The organism is Paucibacter sp. XJ19-41 (genome assembly GCF_028462495.1).
GTDB lineage: Bacteria > Pseudomonadota > Gammaproteobacteria > Burkholderiales > Burkholderiaceae_C > Roseateles_E.
Genome location: NZ_JAQOWX010000013.1, coordinates 17,161 through 34,616, shown reverse-complemented (window position 1 = coordinate 34,616; position 17,456 = coordinate 17,161). Strand labels below are relative to the sequence as shown.

General features: G+C 69.3%; 16 protein-coding genes and 1 riboswitch. Of the genes, 11 read left to right on the top strand and 5 right to left on the bottom strand.

All coding sequences use genetic code 11. The annotated features are described in order from the left end of the window. Positions 1-56 precede the first annotated feature (56 nt). A complete protein-coding gene (locus PO768_RS05310) occupies positions 57-737 on the bottom strand; it encodes a helix-turn-helix transcriptional regulator (protein ID WP_262971901.1) in 681 nt (226 codons plus the stop codon). A gap of 69 nt (positions 738-806) precedes the next feature. On the opposite strand from PO768_RS05310, the gene PO768_RS05305 reads away from it, so the two are divergent. Next, positions 807-1,652 (top strand): 2OG-Fe(II) oxygenase, encoded by an 846-nt coding sequence (locus PO768_RS05305; RefSeq protein ID WP_272645209.1) that lies wholly within the window; start codon positions 807-809, stop codon positions 1,650-1,652. Next, positions 1,652-2,134, top strand: a complete 483-nt coding sequence (locus PO768_RS05300; protein ID WP_272645208.1) for a GNAT family N-acetyltransferase — start codon at positions 1,652-1,654, stop codon at positions 2,132-2,134. The genes PO768_RS05305 and PO768_RS05300 overlap by 1 nt, the downstream gene beginning before the upstream one ends. A gap of 3 nt (positions 2,135-2,137) precedes the next feature. Here PO768_RS05300 and PO768_RS05295 read toward each other — a convergent pair whose 3' ends face one another. Then, positions 2,138-2,611, bottom strand: coding sequence for a DUF1203 domain-containing protein (locus tag PO768_RS05295; protein WP_272645207.1), 474 nt, complete (start codon positions 2,609-2,611; stop codon positions 2,138-2,140). A 199-nt stretch (positions 2,612-2,810) separates the two neighbouring features. On the opposite strand from PO768_RS05295, the gene PO768_RS05290 reads away from it, so the two are divergent. From PO768_RS05290 to PO768_RS05275, 4 genes are all read left to right on the top strand, one after another. Further along, positions 2,811-3,293 carry a GNAT family N-acetyltransferase gene (locus PO768_RS05290; RefSeq protein ID WP_262971897.1) on the top strand — a complete coding sequence of 161 codons (483 nt, stop codon included), beginning with the start codon at positions 2,811-2,813 and terminating at the stop codon, positions 3,291-3,293. A gap of 33 nt (positions 3,294-3,326) precedes the next feature. After that, positions 3,327-4,628 carry an NAD(P)/FAD-dependent oxidoreductase gene (locus tag PO768_RS05285; protein ID WP_272645206.1) on the top strand — a complete coding sequence of 434 codons (1,302 nt, stop codon included), beginning with the start codon at positions 3,327-3,329 and terminating at the stop codon, positions 4,626-4,628. 129 nt (positions 4,629-4,757) lie between these two features. Then, on the top strand, positions 4,758-6,944 hold the full coding sequence (locus PO768_RS05280; RefSeq protein WP_272645205.1) for a phosphocholine-specific phospholipase C: 2,187 nt from the start codon (positions 4,758-4,760) through the stop codon (positions 6,942-6,944). 32 nt (positions 6,945-6,976) lie between these two features. Then, entirely contained in the window at positions 6,977-7,639 is a 663-nt protein-coding gene (locus tag PO768_RS05275) for a PEP-CTERM sorting domain-containing protein (RefSeq protein ID WP_272645204.1), read from the top strand. 7 nt (positions 7,640-7,646) lie between these two features. Here the strand turns inward: PO768_RS05275 and PO768_RS05270 are convergent, their stop codons facing one another. After that, positions 7,647-8,036, bottom strand: a complete 390-nt coding sequence (locus PO768_RS05270; RefSeq protein ID WP_272645203.1) for a VOC family protein — start codon at positions 8,034-8,036, stop codon at positions 7,647-7,649. 90 nt (positions 8,037-8,126) lie between these two features. On the opposite strand from PO768_RS05270, the gene PO768_RS05265 reads away from it, so the two are divergent. From PO768_RS05265 to PO768_RS05250, 4 genes are all read left to right on the top strand, one after another. Beyond that, on the top strand, positions 8,127-9,470 hold the full coding sequence (locus tag PO768_RS05265; RefSeq protein WP_272645202.1) for a M16 family metallopeptidase: 1,344 nt from the start codon (positions 8,127-8,129) through the stop codon (positions 9,468-9,470). Beyond that, positions 9,467-10,930, top strand: coding sequence for a M16 family metallopeptidase (locus PO768_RS05260; RefSeq protein WP_272645201.1), 1,464 nt, complete (start codon positions 9,467-9,469; stop codon positions 10,928-10,930). Before PO768_RS05265 ends, PO768_RS05260 begins: the two co-directional genes overlap by 4 nt. 27 nt (positions 10,931-10,957) lie before the next feature. Continuing rightward, a riboswitch (yybP-ykoY riboswitch) is annotated at positions 10,958-11,134 on the top strand. Positions 11,135-11,146: 12 nt separating this feature from the next. After that, entirely contained in the window at positions 11,147-11,728 is a 582-nt protein-coding gene (locus tag PO768_RS05255; protein ID WP_272645200.1) for a TMEM165/GDT1 family protein, read from the top strand. Positions 11,729-11,800: 72 nt separating this feature from the next. Next, positions 11,801-13,375: an esterase/lipase family protein gene (locus PO768_RS05250; RefSeq protein ID WP_272645199.1), complete on the top strand. Its 1,575-nt coding sequence runs from the start codon at positions 11,801-11,803 to the stop codon at positions 13,373-13,375. A gap of 15 nt (positions 13,376-13,390) precedes the next feature. Here the strand turns inward: PO768_RS05250 and glpK are convergent, their stop codons facing one another. Both glpK and PO768_RS05240 read right to left on the bottom strand, forming a co-directional pair. Further along, positions 13,391-14,884, bottom strand: coding sequence for a glycerol kinase GlpK (glpK, locus tag PO768_RS05245; RefSeq protein WP_137943877.1), 1,494 nt, complete (start codon positions 14,882-14,884; stop codon positions 13,391-13,393). 19 nt (positions 14,885-14,903) lie between these two features. Continuing rightward, the gene (locus PO768_RS05240; RefSeq protein WP_137943878.1) at positions 14,904-15,668 is read right to left on the bottom strand and encodes a DeoR/GlpR family DNA-binding transcription regulator; all 765 of its coding nucleotides are present in this window, start codon (positions 15,666-15,668) and stop codon (positions 14,904-14,906) included. Between the two features lie 210 nt (positions 15,669-15,878). Between PO768_RS05240 and glpD the strand changes: the two genes are divergently transcribed. Next, on the top strand, positions 15,879-17,453 hold the full coding sequence (gene glpD / locus PO768_RS05235) for a glycerol-3-phosphate dehydrogenase (protein WP_272645244.1): 1,575 nt from the start codon (positions 15,879-15,881) through the stop codon (positions 17,451-17,453). Positions 17,454-17,456 lie beyond the last annotated feature (3 nt).

Genomic DNA, 17,456 nt, shown 5'->3' with positions numbered 1-17,456 from the left:
TGATGACAGCCTGACGAAGCAGCGGTGACGGACTCGACCACCCCGCCGGGCTGCGCTCAGCTCCCGGCCTGCGCCCGCTCCAGGTCGGCCAGGGTCTTGCCCGGTTCGTCGCGGAAGCGTTCGTCCAGCAGGGTCAGGTCTTGTATCCGGTCGACCCGGAAGCTGCGGAAGTCGCTGCGCTTTTCGCACCAGGCCGCGACGGTCCAGACCGGCCCCCAGAAGAAGCAGGCCAGCGGACGCACCACCCGCTCGGTACTGGCGCCGCCGAGGTCCAGATACTGCAGACGCAGCTTGTGCCGGCTCTCGGTGGCTTCACGCAGTCGCATCAGGCGCTGGCTCAGGCCTTCGTCCATGCCGCTCAGCGGTGCATAGACCGCCAGGCTCTCGGCCGCCGCCCGCGCCGCCGGCGACAGCACGGCCAGGATCTTGGACAGCGCGCTTTCGGCCGGCGCGATCAGGCCGGCGTCCAGCGCCGGCCGCGCCAGCCGCACCACGGCCACCAGGGCCTGGGCCTCGTCCTTGGTGAACATCAGCGGCGGCAGGTCGAAGCCGGCCCGCATCCGGTAGCCGACCCCGGCCTCGCCCTCGATCGGCACGCCTTGCTGCTGCAGCGCGGCCACATCGCGGTAGACGGTGCGCACCGACACCTCCAGGCGCTGGGCCAGGAACTCGGCGGTGGAGAGGCGGCGCCCACGAATGAGCTGGACGATCTGGAACAGGCGGTCGGCACGGCGCATCCCTCCATTGTGGCGGCTTCCGATGCTCGCTTCATACTGCTGACGCCGTGCTGTCAGTAACATCCGCCCATGTCGATTCAACAGCTGACCCCTGACTGGCAAGCCTGGCTGCGCGAGAACGTCGCACGCGGCTGCAGTCGCGACACCATGCTGCCGCTGCTGGTGCAGGGCGGTTTTGCCCAGGCCGTGGCCGAGCGGGCGCTGGACGAGCTCATCGCCGGCACGCCGGCGCTGCCGGCGGCGCAGGGTCAGGCCTTGCGCAAGCGGCCCGCGCCCGAGCTGCAGGCCAACCGCATCGATTGCGCCGGCCACAGCGTGCGTGTTGCGGCGGTGCTGGATGCGCCGCAGATCGCGCTGTTCGAGAACCTGCTCAGCGAGGCCGAGTGCGCGGCGATGATTGCGCTGGCCGAGACCCGGCTGGCGCGCTCCACCGTGGTCGACGAGCAGCTCGGCGAGGCGCGGGCGCACGAGCACCGCACCAGCGCCGGGGCCTGGTTCCAGCGCGGCGAGACGCCGCTGGTCGCCACCATCGAGGCGCGGCTGGCCGCGCTGCTGCGCTGGCCGGTGGATCACGGCGAGGGCCTGCAGGTGCTGCGCTACGGGCCGGGCGGCGAGTACCGCGCCCACCATGATTTCTTCAACCCGACCCATGCCGGCAGCCAGCGTCATCTGCAGCAGGGCGGCCAGCGGGTCGGCACCTGCATCCTCTACCTGGGCGAGGTCGAGGCCGGCGGTGGCACCCGCTTTCCGCAGCTGGGCTTAGAGGTGCGGCCCTCGCGCGGCGCGGCGCTGTACTTTGCCGATGTCGATGCGCGCGGCGTCGAGGACCCGGTCACGCTGCACGCCGGCGTGCCGGTGCTGGCCGGCGTCAAGTACATCGCCACCAAATGGCTGCGCGAGCGGCCCTATATCTGATGGCCGCGCTCGCGCTGCGCCGCTGCGAGACGCGTGACCGCCCGGCGCTGGACCGCATGCTGGAGCTCTACCAGTACGAGCTGTCCGATATCTGGGACCAGGACCTCGATGCCAACGGCGAATACGGCTACGACCTGGAGAGCTTCTGGCGCTCGCCCACCTGCCATGCCTTCATCGCGACGGTGGCTGGCCGCTACGCCGGCTTTGCAACGGTGGACCGGCGCGTCAAGATCGGGCCCGAGGGCTGGTGGATGGACCAGTTCTTCGTGCTGAAGAAGTACCGCCGCGCCGGGGTCGGCGCGGCGCTGGCCGCCCATGTCTTCGAGGCGCTGCCGGGGGACTGGGAGGTCGGGCAGATGCCGGCCAATCGGCCCGCCCAGGCCTTCTGGCGCCGCGTGATCGCGGCCCGCGGCCACTTCAGCGAACACCGGCTGGAGCAGGGCCGCTGGACGGGCATCGTCCAGCGTTTTCACAGCGCCTGACGATCAGGCCCGCTCGATGCGCGCCACATAGCAGCCATGGCCGGCGTAGTGGGCATGGATGAAGGCCGTGCGGGGCTGAGCCAGCAGGTGGCCGATCAGGCTCTCGGCCATGCGGCCCTCGACGACGCCGGCATCGACGATCAGCCCCTGCGCGTCGAAAGCGCGCAGCGACAGCAGGCTGTAGCGCAGCATCTCTGGCAGCTTGTCCACCGCCTCGAAGGCGGCCTCGGCGCCCTCCCGCACAAAGATCGCGTGGCTGGCACGGTAGGGGCTGTCGATGTCCAGATGCACATGGTTCAGCAGCAGGCAGCTTTCGCCGGGCCGGGCCGGGCGCAGCTCGATGCGGTCGGGCAGGGTCTGGCCGGCCTCGGCGCGGCGGCGCACGATATGGCGCTCGGCGAGTTCGGCGTCGCTCAGGCCGAACAGCGGGCGGAAGGGCTCGGGCGACAGGCCGGTGATGCGGTAGTGGGTCGTCATGGTGCGGCGGTCCAAGGGTTGAGAAGGTCTGCAGCCTAGACCCGCCGTGCCGGCCTGGCTGGCCGGAAGCGGACCTGGAATTCGGCGCGCTGGCACGCCGCTTGCGTACAGCAGCCCATCCCAACCGCTTTTTTGACCACCGGCCGCTGCCGGCATCGTGCCCATGTTGTCCTCCCCGTGTTCACCCGAGCCGTACACCGTGAACAGTTCTGCCCTTGCTCTCGAACCCAGCCTGGCGCGCGAGCGCCCCGATCAGCCCGAGGTGCTGGCGCTGATCCATGCGCTGGACACCTTCCAGAGCCAGCTCTACCCGGCCGCCAGCAACCATCTGCTTGATATCGAGGCCTTGCTGGCGCCCGAGGTGCGCTTTCTGGTGGTGCGCGATGCACAGGCACGGGTGCAGGGCTGCGGGGCCATCGTGCTGCGCGAGGACTGCGCCGAGCTCAAGCGCATGATGGTGCGCCCCGAGGCGCGCGGCCAAGGCCTGGGCGGCGCGCTGATCGCGGCGCTGGAGGTGGAGGCCGTGTGCGCGGGCCGGCCCTTGCTGCGGCTGGAGACCGGCGTGCGCCAGCGTCCGGCGATACGGCTCTATGAGCGCATGGGCTATCGGCGCTGCGGCCCTTTCGGCGGCTACCGTGCCGACCCCTTCAGCGTCTATATGGAGAAGCTGCTCGGCGCCTGATCCACAATGCCCCGAAACACTGCGGGAGCATGAATGCAAAGGCCTCGGGTTCTGATCATCGGTTGTGGCTTCGGCGGCCTGGAGGCCGCGCGCACGCTGGCCCATGCGCCGGTCGATATCACGCTGATCGATCGCAGCAACCACCATCTGTTCCAGCCCCTGCTCTACCAGGTGGCCACCGCCGGTCTGTCGGCGCCCTCGATTGCCGCACCGATCCGCCATATGCTGCGGCGCCAGCGCAATGTCACCGTGCTGATGGCCGAGGTGTCAGGTGTTGACAAGGCGGCGCGCCTGGTGGACTTGGCCGATGGCCAGCGCCTGCCCTATGACCATCTGATCGTCGCCAGCGGCGCCACCCACAGCTATTTCGGCCGCGATGAGTGGGCCGCACACGCACCAGGGCTGAAGACCCTGGCCGATGCCTTCAAGCTGCGCGCCAAGGTGCTGCTGGCCTTCGAGCAGGCCGAGACCTTGCAGGACGAGGCGCAGCGCCGGCCCTGGCTGAACTTCATCGTGATCGGCGCCGGCCCGACCGGGGTCGAGATGGCCGGCACCCTGGCCGAGATCGCCCGCCACACGCTGAAGAACGAGTTCCGCCGCATCGACCCGGCCAGCGCCCAGGTGTTGCTGGTCGAGGGCTCTGAGCGGGTGCTGCAGGCCTTCAGGCCCGAACTCTCGGCCAAGGCCCAGGCCCAGCTGGAGGGCCTGGGCGTGCAGGTGCAGACCGGCGCCCGCGTGGTCGGCATCGACGCGGCCGGCATCGAGGTCGAGCAGGGCGGCGAGCGGCGGCGCATCGCGGCACGCACCGTGGTCTGGGCCGCCGGCGTGGCGGCCTCGCCGCTGGGCAAGACCCTGGACGTGCCGCTGGACCGCGCCGGCCGCGTCATCGTCGACGGCGCGCTCAACATCCCCGGCCACCGCGATATCTTTGTCGTCGGCGACCTGGCCGCCGCGCAAAGCCATGAGAAGGACGGCAGCACCAAGCCGGTGCCCGGCGTCAGCCCGGGCGCCAAGCAGATGGGCCGCCATGCTGCCCGCCAGATCATGGCGGCCATCGCCGGCCGGCAAGACCTGGCCCCCTTGCCACCTTTTCGCTATCAGGACTACGGCGCGCTGGCCACGATAGGCCGCAAGGCGGCGGTGGCCGATGTCGGGCGCTTCCAGTTCAGCGGCTACTTCGCCTGGCTGTTCTGGCTGTTTGTCCATATCTACTTCCTGATCGGCTTCCGCAACCGCCTGGTCGTGCTGATGGACTGGGCCTGGGCCTACTGGAGCTTCCAGCGCTATGCGCGCGTGGTGGCCGAGCAGGCGCCGACCGCAGAGCCCGGCCACTAGCCGCACAGCGGCCGGCCGAACGGGTCCGTTCGGCCTATTGGGATTTTGTTGAGCTTCATAAATAGCTCCTAGATTGCGTCCCGTTCGACAACCAGAACGGGACCGCCGTCCCACAGGAGCCTTCCCATCATGAAGTCCCAGCAAGATCGCCGCAGCTTTCTGCGCAGCCTCGCCGCCGGCGCCGGTGCCTCGGCCGCCCTGGCCAGTTTCCCGCCCGCCATCCAGCGCGCGCTGGCCATCCCAGCCAACCACCGCAGCGGCACACTCAACGATGTTGAGCACATCGTGATCCTGACCCAGGAGAACCGCAGCTTCGACCACTACTTCGGCACGCTGGCCGGCGTGCGCGGTTTCAGCGACCCTTTCCCGGTGCCGGTGCTGGACCGCCCGGGCACGTTCACGCGCAAGAGCGTGTTCGTCCAGCCCATCGGCAGTGGCGCGCCGGTGCCGGGCCGCCCGGAGTGGGGCGGTGGCCGCACCGCGATCGCGCCCTTCCATCTGAACACCGAGCAGGATTTCTCGGTGATGCGCGTGGCCGGCACGCCGCACAGCTGGCCCGATTCGCAGGCCGCCTGGGATCTGGGCCGCATGAACAACTGGCCCAAGGCCAAGCAGAACCATTCGATGGGCCACTATGCCCGCGCGGACCTGCCCTTCCAGTTTGCGCTGGCCGAGGCCTTCACGCTGTGCGACCACTACCACTGCGCCACCCAGACCGGTACCAACACCAACCGCCTGTTCCTGTGGACCGGCCATAACGACCCGCTGGCCGTGGCCGGCGGCCCGTCGACCGACAACAGCCGCGACAGCTTCAACACCAACCCCGCCACCGACTACACCTGGGTCACCTATGTCGAGCGCCTGCAGGATGCGGGCATCAGCTGGCAGGTCTACCAGAACATGGCGGACAACTTCACCGACAACCCGCTGGCAGGCTTCCGGCCCTTCCGCAACGCCTGGTACCAGCGCCCCGGCTACTCGCAGGTGCTGCGCGAGCGCGGCGTCAGCACCCGCGACCTCGACAAGCTCAAGGCCGACGTGCTGGCCGACAAGCTGCCCCAGGTCAGCTGGATCGTCGCCACCGCCGAGGGCTCGGAGCATCCCGGCCCCTCCAGCCCGGCCTCGGGCGCCGACTACACGGCCCGCGTGCTGGACGCGCTGACGGCCAATCCGGAGGTCTGGAGCAAGACCGTGTTCCTGATCAACTTCGACGAGAACGACGGCTTCTTCGACCATATGCCGCCGCCGGCCGTGCCGTCCTACGAGCTCTATGACGCCGACGCCAGCCGCGCCCGCCTGGCCGGCGCCTCGACGGTGGACACCGTGGGCGAGTACCACCATCACCTGAACGGCTCGAACGCGCTCTATCACCACCGCCCCTACGGCCTGGGCCCGCGCGTGCCGATGTATGTGATCTCGCCCTGGAGCAAGGGCGGCTGGGTCAACTCCCAGGTGGCCGACCACAGCTCGGTGATCCGCTTCATCGAGGCGCGCTTCGGCGTGCAGGAGCCCTTGATCAGCCCCTGGCGCCGGGCCGTCAGTGGCGATCTGCAGAGCTGCTTTGACTTCCGCAATCCGGAGGACCAGCCCTTCATCCACCGGCTGCCCGCTACCGCCGCGCTGCGCGAGCGCGCCCGCGCGCTAGCCCAGACCAAGACCCCGGCGACCCCGTCCAGCCTGGTGGCGCCGCTGCAGGAAGAGGGCGTGCGCCCGGCCCGGGCCCTGCCTTACGAGCTGCAGGTCCAGGCCCGCCAGGACGGCGCCAGCCTGCTGCTGCGCTTCGAGAACGAGGGCGAGGCCGGCGCGGTCTTTCATGTCTACGACCGCCTGGCGCTGGGCGCGCTGCCGCGTCGCTACACGGTGGAGGCCGGCAAGCAGCTGGAGGGCCGCTGGACGCCGGCCACCGGCAGCTACGACCTCTGGGTGCTGGGCCCGAATGGCTTCCATCGCCATTTCACCGGCTCGCTGACCGCCGTGGCCAACAAGCCCCGGCCCGAGATCGAGGCCCGCAGCGACCGTGTCTACGGCGAGCTGCTGCTGCGCCTGCACAACCGCGGCCCGGTGGCGGCCAGCTTCGAGCTGCGCGCGCTGAAGTACAGCGACGAGCCGGTGCAGCTGCACAAGGTGGCCGCCGGCGCCTCGCTGGAGCTGCGCCTGCCGCTGGCCGAGAGCCGCCACTGGTACGACCTCTCGGTCAAGGTGCGCGAGCTGGCCGGCTTCAGCCGCCGCCTGGCCGGCCATATCGAGACCGGCGAGGCCTCGATCAGCGACCCGGCCCTGGGCGGCCCGGCCCTGCTCGACCAGTACCGCCCCTGAATCCCCATTCCCTCACTCCTACGCTTCCCATCATGAAAATCAAAAACCTTATCGCAAGCACCCTGCTGGGCCTCGTCGCCGGCCTCAGCCAAGCCGCCGTCTACGACCAGAACCTGATCTTCAACGGTGGTGCCGAACAGGGCACCAGTGGCTGGAACGGCTTCGATGACTACGACTTCGTCCAGTCGGTCAGCTATGGCAACAACTGGGTCAAGCCCAGCGAGCCGGGTCCGCTGGATCGCGGCGCCAAGATGTTCCCCGGCCTGGGCGCGCGCGCGGTGGCCTGGCAGTCGCTGGACCTGGAGCAGCTCTCCGGTGCCGGCGACAGCTTCAAGCTCAGCGGCTGGCTGGGCGGCTGGCAGGCCCAGGGCGACAACGCCAAGCTCTTCGTGTCCTTCCTGGACCTGTCCGGCCAGATGCTGGGCAGCACCGAGATCGGCCCGCTGAGCCCGGCCGATCGCGGCAACAAGACCGGCCTGTTCTACCGCGAGGCCAGCGGCCTGCTGCCGACCCAGACCGCCACCTTGCAGTTCTGGCTGACGATGGAGCGCTTGGGCGGCGGTGACAACGACGGCTATGCCGACAACCTGTCCTTTGTGCTGACCGCCGCGCCGGTGCCCGAGCCGGCCACCTACGGCCTGATGGCCCTGGGCCTGGTGGCCGTCGGCGTGTCGGTGCGCCGCCGCAAGGCTTGAGGGGCCATCAGCCCATCGGCGTGCACAGCTCCACCAGCGAGCCGTCCGGGCAGCGCACATAGGCGACGGTCTGGCCCCAGGGCTTGACCGTCGGCGCGGCCAGGCCGGTGGCGCCGGCGGCCAGGGCGCGCTCGTAGGCCGCTGCCACATCGCCGGTGGTGAAGCCGATCTCCATGCCCAGCGGGCGCGGGCTGGCGTCGGCCGCGACATAGTCGCCGCCGACGCTGTCGCGCGCGGTCGCGTGGTCGACAAAGGCCAGCGCGGTGGCGCCGGTCTCGAGTTCGCCATAGGCGCCGGACTCGTGCAGGAAGCGGCGCTGCAGGCCGAAGGCACGCTCGTAGAAGTCCAGCGAGGCGGCGACGTCGGCGACATAGACGAGGGTGTAGGCGAAGTTCATGGGGCTAGGCTCCTGGGTGTGGATGGGTGGCGACATCTTGCGCCGCCGCTGCTGACAGTGCCTGTCAGCATTGCCCTTATGCTGCGCGCCATGACAGTGCTTCATGGCCTCCCTCGACGCAGCCTGCTGATCGCGGCGGCGGGGACAGGTCTTGCCGGCCTGGTCCGCTCGGCTGGTCTGCAGCTGCCGCCGCTGGCCTTCACAAGCCGGCAGCTGGCCAATGGGCTGACCGTGCTGGCCTTGCCGGTGGCCAGCAGCAGCGTCAGCGTGCAGCTCTGGTACCGGGTCGGCAGCAAGCATGATCCGGCGGGCCGCTCCGGCCTGGCCCATCTGTTCGAGCACCTGATGTTCAAGAGCACGCGGCATATGGCCAACGAGCAGTTCGACCGCATGACCGAGGACGTGGGTGGCAGCAACAATGCCTTCACCGCCGAGGACATGACGGTCTACCACTGCACCGTGCCGTCCAACCATCTGGAACCGGTGCTCTGGGCCGAGGCCGAGCGCATGGCCAACCTGAACCTGGACCAGGCCAATCTCGACAGCGAGCGCGAGGTGGTCAAGGAGGAGTTTCGCCAGCGCGTGCTGGCCGATCCCTATGGCCTGCTCTTCAACGCGATCTCCAGCTACGGCTATCAGCAGCACCCCTACAAGCGCCCGGTGATCGGCAATATCGCCGAGCTCGACGCCGCGACGCTGCGTGATGTGCGCGACTTCCACACGGCCTACTACCGGCCGGACAACGCGCTGCTGATCGTCGCCGGCGAGTTCGAGGCAAGCCAGCTGGATCGCTGGGTCGACCACTACTTCGGCAGCATCCGCGCACCGCTGAGCCCGGTGCCGCAGGCGGCCAGCGCCGAACCGCGCCGAGCGCGCGACGTGTTCCATCATCTGCCGGCCCGTGCGCCGCTGCCGGCGGCACTGGTGATCTGGCAGGGTCCCAAGGCAGCCAGCGAGCTGGCCCCGGCGCTGCAAGTGGCCCAGGCCCTGCTGGCCCAGGGGGATTCGGCGCGGCTGAGCGAGGCCCTGGTGTACCGGCAGCGGGTCGCACAGAGCGTGGGCTTCGATGCGCTGCTGAATGCCGATGCCGGCCTGCTGGCCGCCTATGCGGTCTCGACCGGCGCCTTGAGCGGCGAGCTGTTGCTCAAGCAGTTGGTGGCCGAGGTCGAGCGCCTTGCCCATGAGCCGGTGCTGCCCGCGGAGTTGGCCAAGGCCAAGGCGCAGTTGCTCAACAAGCTGCTGGTCGAGCGCGAGACGCCCGAGGGCCGCGCGCTGGCCCTGGGCTATGCCTTGCTGCTGCGCGGCGACGCGAGCCTGGCCGAGCGCGAGCTGGCGCAGCTGCAGGCGGTCGGCGTCGCCGATGTGCAGCGGGCGCTGCGCCGCCATGTCTTGCAGGGCGCCAAGGTCTCGGTGCTGTATGGAGAGCGGTCATGAGGCGCCGAACCTTGCTGGGTGGCGCACTGGCGGTGCCGCTGCTGGCCGGCGCACAGCGCTTCGACCAGATGCCCGCGCCGGGTCCGGCGCGGCCCTTGCCCCAGCCCCGGCTGCAGCAGCTGCGCCTGGGCAACGGCCTGCGCCTGGTGCTGGCGCAGCGGCGTGGCATGCCGCTGGTGACGGTCGAGCTGCTGCTGGGCCAGGCCGGCAGCCTGCTGGATCCGCCGGGCAAGGCCGGGCTGTCGCAGCTGGGCCTGCTGATGCTCAGCAAGGGCGCGCGACGCGAGGGCCAGGCGGTCGATGCGGCCGACATCGCCTTCGCCGCCGAAAGCCTGGGCGCCAGCCTCGAGATCGGTGACGGCAGCGCCTCGGGGAGCCTGGGCCTGACCCTGGCGACGCCGCAGCTGGACGAGGGCCTGGCCCTGCTGGCCGATCTCTTGCAGCGGGCCACGCTGCCGCCGGCCGAGATCGAACGGGCCCGCGCCGAGCTGATTGCCAGCTTCCGGCTCAGCCTGTCCGATCCGGCCCTGCTGGCCCAGCTGCTGGGCCAGCGTCTGTTCTGGGGCGACAGCCCGGCCGGCCAGGTCGCGACGCCGGCCAGCCTGGCGCGGCTGCGTCGCGAGGATTTGCTGGCCTTTCAGCGCCAGCAGCTGCGGCCGGAATCCACCACACTGATATTGGCCGGCGACCTCGATGGGGGCCAGGCGCGCGCGCTGGCCGAGTCGCACTTCGGCGATTGGCGCAGCCTGCGCCCGGCCGGTCCGGCGCTGCAGCCGCTTCGCGCGCAGCCGCTGCCGGTGCGGACCGTGCTGCTGGATCTGAGCGGGGCCGGCCAGAGCGCGGTGCAGCTGCTGGCGCCCTATCCCGGCAGCGAGGATGAAGCCGGCCAGCGCATCGGCATCCTGGCCAATGCGGTGCTGGGCCAGGGCTACTCGGCGCGGCTGAGTCATGAGGTGCGCATCAAGCGCGGCCTCAGCTACGGCGCGGTCAGCCAGGTCGAGAGCCTGCCCGGCGCCGGCACGCTGAGCGCCTATACCCAGACCCAGCACGGCCGGGCCGCCGAGGTGGCCCGGCTGATGGCCGCCGAGCTGGCGCGCCTGGGCCGAGAGCCGGTCGGCGAGACCGAGCTGGCGGCGCGCCGCGCCAGCCTGATCGGCGCCTATGCGCGCCAGCTCGAGACCACCGCGGGTCTGGCCGGCCTGGTGTCCGAGCATTTGCAGCAGGGCCGCGAGCTGGCCACGCTGGCCCAGCTGCCGCAACAGCTGGCGGCGCTGAGGGCCGAGCCGCTGCGCGAGTTCGCGGCGCGCTACTGGCGCGCCGACAGCCTGCGCACCGTGGTCGTCAGCGATCTGAAGGAGGCCGGCGCCGACCTGCACCAGCTCGACCCGGGCGCCTGGGTGATCCCGTTCGAGCAGCTCGATCTGGGCAATCCGTCACTGCGGCGACCGGCCGGGCGCTGAGGCCCTCCAATGACAGCGGCTAGAATAGCCGCTGTCATTGGGGAGTAGCCGCTGTAGCCACCATCCCGCTGCAGGCCCGCGTCAACACACTTGGTTCGTGAGAACCATGGCGCGGGCAGTGCCCACACCTGGCAAGACCTTTGACCATGCACCCTCGGTAACGGCCGGAGGCGGCATGGTCAATGCTGCACTTGCAGGCCGTGGAGTGTTCTCGCAATGGAAGCCTTTCTCGTCTCGACCGGCATCGTGGCCCTCGCCGAAATCGGGGACAAGACCCAGCTCTTGGCCTTTTTGCTGGCCGCGCGCTTTCGCAAGCCGCTGCCGATCTGCCTGGGCATCCTGATCGCCACGGCGGTCAACCATGCCGGCGCCGGTGCGCTGGGCGCCTGGATCACCACCCAGCTGAGCCCGCAGACGCTGCGCTGGGGCCTGGGCCTGGGCTTTCTGGCGATGGCCATCTGGACCCTGATCCCCGACAAGATCGATGAAGAGGAGGAGGGCGGCAAGGGCCTGAAACTCGGCGTGCTGGGCACCACCATCGTGGCCTTCTTCCTGGCCGAGATGGGCGACAAGACCCAGATCGCCACCGTCGCGCTGGCCGCGCAGTTCCAGGCCTTTGTGGCCGTGGTGGCCGGCACGACGCTGGGCATGATGATCGCCAATGTGCCGGCCGTGCTGCTGGGCGACCGCATCGCTGGCCGCATCCCGGTGCGCCTGGTGCATGGCATCGCGGCGCTGATCTTCGCGGTGATCGGGGTGGCGACCTTGGCTGGCGCTGGTGCCAGTTTCGGCTTCTGACGAGGGGATGGTCGGGCTGAGCCGCGCGGGCTATAAACCGGGCAGGCCCCAAGACCTGCGGAGACAAGCGCCATGCAAGAAGCCCCCTTCTTCCCCATCATCTATGTCCGCGGCTATGCGATGACCGAGGGCGAGCGCGACGAGACGGCGGCCGATCCCTTCTGCGGCTTCAATCTCGGCTCCACCGTCTACCGCGCCAGCACCGACAAACGCGACCCGCCGAAGAAGTTTGTCTTCGAGTCGCCGCTGCTGCGGCTGGCGGCCGAGTTCGGCTATGGCGATGTCTACGAGAACGGCCTGGGCATCACCGACCCCGACTGGCAGCCGCGCGCCGGCCACACCGGCCTGCCGGCCCGTTCGGTCATCATCTACCGCTACTACGACAGCGGCTCCAGCCTGTTCGGTGACGGCAAGCCGCGCGATATCGAGGACTACTCGCGCGGCCTGTCCGAGCTGATCCTGCGGGTGCGCGAGCTGGTGGTGGCACAGGAGGGCATCGCGGCCAAGGACTTCCGCTGCTATCTGGTCGCGCACTCGATGGGCGGCCTGGTGGTGCGCGGCTTCATCCAGAACCCGGCGCTGGGCAGCGACGAGGCACGCCATGCGGTCGACAAGATCTTCACCTATGCGACCCCGCACAACGGCATCCAGCTGGCCGGCCTGAAGGTGCCCGGCTGGCTGTCCTTCAACGACATCAACAACTTCAACCACGAGCGCATGGCCGACTACCTGAATATGCAGGCGGTCTACAAAAGGCACCAGCGGGTCGACTTCCTGCCGCAGGAGGCCTTCCCGATCGAGCGCATCTTCTGCATGGTGGGTACCAACCGCAATGATTACGAGGCCGGCATGGGCATCTCGCGCGCCTTTGCCGGCAATGGCAGCGACGGCCTGGTCAAGGTCGAGAATGCCTCGGTCTGGGGCGTCGACAAGCAGCTCAATGTCACCAAGACCTGCGCCACCGCCTATTGCTACCGCGCCCACTCGGGCTACTACGGCATCGTCAACAGCGAGGAGGCCTACCAGAACCTGTCGCGCTTTCTGTTCGGCGATGTGCGGGTCGACATCTGGATGCAGGTGGACGAGGTGCGGCTGCCGCAGAAGATCGAGGCCGAGGCCGATGTGCAGGCGCTCTACCAGTTCGAGCTGATGGCGCGGCCGCGCGGCAAGCGCTGGTTCCTGAGCCGCCGGACCACCGAGGAGGACTCGCCCGCCTGCCGCACCCACCAGCAGCTGAGCCAGCAACAGGCCGGCGGTGGCAATATGGTCTATCTGTCCAGCGTCTTCCTGGCCAACCGCGCCAAGATCAGCAGCCATGACCGCACGCTGGCCTATGCGATGGACGTCGGCGTGCGCGTGCCCGATTACCAGGTCAACAAGCGCTTCTGGCCCGACCAGCATTTCGAGGGCAGCCACCTGTTCCGCGACAGCCTGCTGATCTCGCTGGAGCCGCCGATCAGCGCGGGCGGCGACTGGCGCATCCTGCACAGCTGGGAGAGCCAGCGCATCGGTGTGGCGACCCAGGCCCTGACCTATGAGGCGGTCAAGGGCGGCGGCATTCGCATCGAGGTGGAACTGCCGGCCGGCAGCAACAAGCCCGGCATCTCGGGCAAGGTGCTGCTGATCGTGTCGGCGTGGAATACCTGAGGCTGGGGCAGCGCCTCAGCTTGCACAAGCCTGCCGCACCGCCCGTTCCCAGTTCGCCATCAGCTCGGCCGCGCGCTCGCGCGGCATCGTCGGGCGGAACACCCGCTCGGCCTGCCAGTTGCCGCTCAGCGCATCGAGATTGCTGTACAGGCCCGAGGACAGGCCGGCCAGATAGGCCGCGCCGAGCGCCGTGGTCTCGATGACCTTGGGCCGCACCACCGGGATGCCCAGCAGATCGGCCTGGAACTGCATCAGCAGATTGTTGACGCAGGCACCACCATCGACGCGCAGCTCCGAAACCGGCGCGCCGCCGGCGGCCACCGCGTCGCGGCTCATCGCCAGCAGCAGGGCCGCGCTCTGGAAGGCGATGCTCTCCAGCGCCGCGCGGGCGATATGGGCGACGGTAGAGCCGCGTGTCAGGCCGACGATGGCGCCGCGCGCCTCGGCGTTCCAGTAGGGCGCACCCAGGCCGGTGAAGGCCGGCACGAACATCACGCCGCCGGCATCCGGCACGCTCTCGGCCAGGCCCTGCACCTCGCCGCTACCCTTGATCGCCTGCAAGCCGTCGCGCAGCCATTGCACGACCGCGCCGCCGATGAAGACGCTGCCCTCCAGCGCGAACTCCGGTGTCGTGCTCGCCTGCGCGGCGCTGGTCGTGATCAGGCCGTTGCCCGAGGTCTGGAACTGCGCGCCGGTGTGCATCAGCATGAAGCAGCCGGTGCCATAGGTGTTCTTGGCCATGCCGGCCTTGAAGCAGGCCTGGCCGAACAGTGCGCTCTGCTGGTCGCCGGCGATGCCGCCAATCATGATCTCGGCGCCCAGATGGGCGGCGCTGACGCGGCCGAACTCGAAGGCCGAGGGATGGACCTCGGGCAGCACCGCGCGCGGGATGTCGAGCAGGGCCAGCAGCTCATCGTCCCACTCGTTCTTGTGCACATTGAACAGCATGGTGCGGGCCGCATTGCTGACATCGGTCGCATGGACGCGGCCGTCGGTCAGCTGCCAGACCAGCCAGCTGTCTATCGTGCCGAAGGCCAGCTCGCCTCGCTCGGCCTGTTCGCGTGCGCCGGCCACGTTGTCGAGAATCCACTTCAGCTTGGTGCCGGAGAAGTAGGCATCGATCACCAGGCCGGTCTTGCGCTGCACCAAGGGGGTCAGGCCTTGCTCGCGCAACGCGGCGCAGGTCGGCTCGGCGCGGCGGTCCTGCCAGACGATGGCGTGATAGATCGGCTGCCCGGTCTTGCGGTTCCAGACCACGGTGGTCTCGCGCTGATTGGTGATGCCCAGAGCCTTGATGTCGACGGCTTTCAGGCCCGCCTTGGCCAGCACCTCGCGGGCGGTGGCCAGCTGGCTGTGCCAGATCTCTAGCGCGTCGTGCTCGACCCAGCCGGGCTGCGGATAGATCTGGCGGAACTCGCGCTGCGCCATCGCGACGATATGGCCCTCGGCGTCGAAGACGATGGAGCGGGAGCTGGAGGTGCCCTGGTCCAGGGCGAGCAGATAGGTCATGGCTTGGTTGTCCCGTCGTTCAGTCGGCCAGCACCAGTTCGACGCCGGCATCGGCCAGCAGCGTGGGGTAGGGCTCGGGCGGCGACTCGTCGGTGAAGAGTAAATCGATCTGCGGCAGCCGTGCCACCTCGGCCATCGCCGGGCGGTTGAACTTGCTGTGGTCGGCGGCCAGCCAGACCTCGCGCGAATGCTCGATGATGGTCCGCGCCACCATCACCTCGCGGTAGTCGAAGTCGCGCAGCGAGCCGTCGCTCTCGATGCCCGAGATGCCGATCAGGCCGATGTCGACCTTGAACTGGCGGATGAAGTCCACCGCCGCCTCGCCGACCACGCCGCGGTCGCGCTGGCGCACCGTGCCGCCCACCATCACCAGCTCGCAGTCGGGGTTGTCGCTGAGGATGGTGGCGACATTCAGATTGTTCGTGATCACCCGCAGGCCCTTGTGGTGCAGCAGCTCGCGCGCCACCGCCTCGGTGGTGGTGCCCAGGTTCAGTATCAGCGAGCAGCCGGCCGGGATGCGCGCCGCGATCGCGCGCGCGATGCGCGCCTTGCCATCGGCCTGCAAGGCCTGGCGCTGGCGGTAGGCGATGTTCTCGGTGGTCGAGGCCGGCACGCGCACGCCGCCGTGGAAACGCGCCACCAGGCCGGCCTCGGCCATGCGCTGCACATCGCGGCGCACGGTCTGCAAGGTCACGCCGAATTTCTCGGCCAGGGCCTCGACGCTGACCGAGCCGCGTGCGCGCACTTCCTGCAGCAAATCGTTCTGGCGGGGATTCGGAATCATGGGATGGCGAGCGCGTCGACGCACTTTTTTGGGGTGTGGGCGAGCCTAAAGCGAACTAAAACGAACCGTCACAGGGGTTTTCCCTCAGATGAAACGCACCAAAACGAGCTAAAAAGAAAAAAGAAGAGCAAAATAGCGAACTCATTGAACCCGCTTTTGTTCGCCAGGAGACTCGCTTTGACCGCCAATCCATCGACCGCCCCGAGTGCCATGCCGCAGGCCGCGCCGGACCGCTACGACGTGCTCGTCGTCGGCGGCGGCATCAATGGTGCCGGCATTGCCCGCGACCTGGCCGGGCGCGGCTGGCGGGTGCTGCTGGCCGAGCGCGACGACTTCGCGGCCCACACCTCGTCCTCGTCGACCAAGCTGATACACGGCGGCCTGCGCTATCTGGAGTACTACGAGTTCTCGCTGGTGCGCAAGGCGCTGCAGGAGCGCGAGGTGCTGCTGAAGAGCGCCCCCCACATCATGTGGCCGCTGCGCTTCGTGATGCCGCATGACGCGGCGATGCGGCCGGCCTGGATGATACGCATCGGCCTGTTTCTCTACGACCACCTGGCGCGTCGCGAGGTGCTGCCGGGCTCCACCGGGGTGAACCTGCGCACCTCGGCGGTCGGCAAGCCGCTGAAGCCGAGCTATACCCGTGGCTTTGTCTATTCCGACGGCTGGGTCGACGACGCCCGCCTGGTGCTGCTGAATGCGCTCGATGCGCGCGAGAAGGGCGCCGAGTTGCTGACGCGCAGCATGGTCACGGCCGTGCAGCGCGACGCGGAGGGCTGGACCGCGACGATTGCCACGCCCACCGGCGAGCGCACCGTGCGCGCCCGCGCCCTGGTCAACGCCGCCGGCCCCTGGGCCGAGAGCTTTCTGCGCGGCATTGCGCGGCCGGCGCGCGGTGAGGCACTGGCGACCAAGAGCCTGCGCCTGGTCAAGGGCAGCCACATCATCGTCAAGCGCTGCTTCGAGCACGACCACGCCTACATCTTCCAGAATCCCGACAAGCGCATCATCTTCGCGATCCCCTACGAGGGCGACTACACGCTGATCGGCACCACCGATGTCGAGCTGCCGCAGGAGGCCCTGGCAGGCCTGAGCAAGGCCAGGATCGACGAGAACGAGATCGCCTATCTGTGCGAGCAGGCCAGCCGCTACTTCGCCAAGCCCGTCACCCGCGAGGATGTGGTCTGGAGCTATGCCGGCGTGCGCCCGCTGCTCGACGACGCCTCGGGCGATCCCTCGGCTGTCACGCGCGACTACCTGCTGGAGACCAACACCCAGGGCGCGCCGCTGCTCTCCGTCTGGGGCGGCAAGATCACGACCTTCCGCAAGCTGGCCGAGGATGCGGCCGATATGGTCGGCGGCATGCTCGGTCAAGGTCCGGCATCCGGGCGCAAGCCCTGGACCGAGCACGCCCATTTGCCGGGCGGCGATCTCTCGTCCTGGATCGGCGCGGCGCAGCGTCCCGACACCGACTTTGAGCGCCTGGTGGCGGCGGTGCAGAAGCGCCATGCCTATCTGCCGCCGGCGCTGGCGCGCCGCCTGAGCCGGGCCTATGGCGCGCGGATCTCTCGCGTGCTGGGCGGCGCGGCCAGCCTGGCCGAGCTGGGGCAAGAGGTGGCCCCGGGACTGTTCGACATCGAGCTGCGTTATCTGCAGCGCGAAGAATGGGCCCGCAGCGCCGACGACGTGCTGTGGCGCCGTTCCAAGCTGGGCCTGCATTACACCGAAGCCCAGCGCGCCGCCGTGGCCGCCTGGTTCGAGACCAATACCGTTGGGAAAGACTGAACG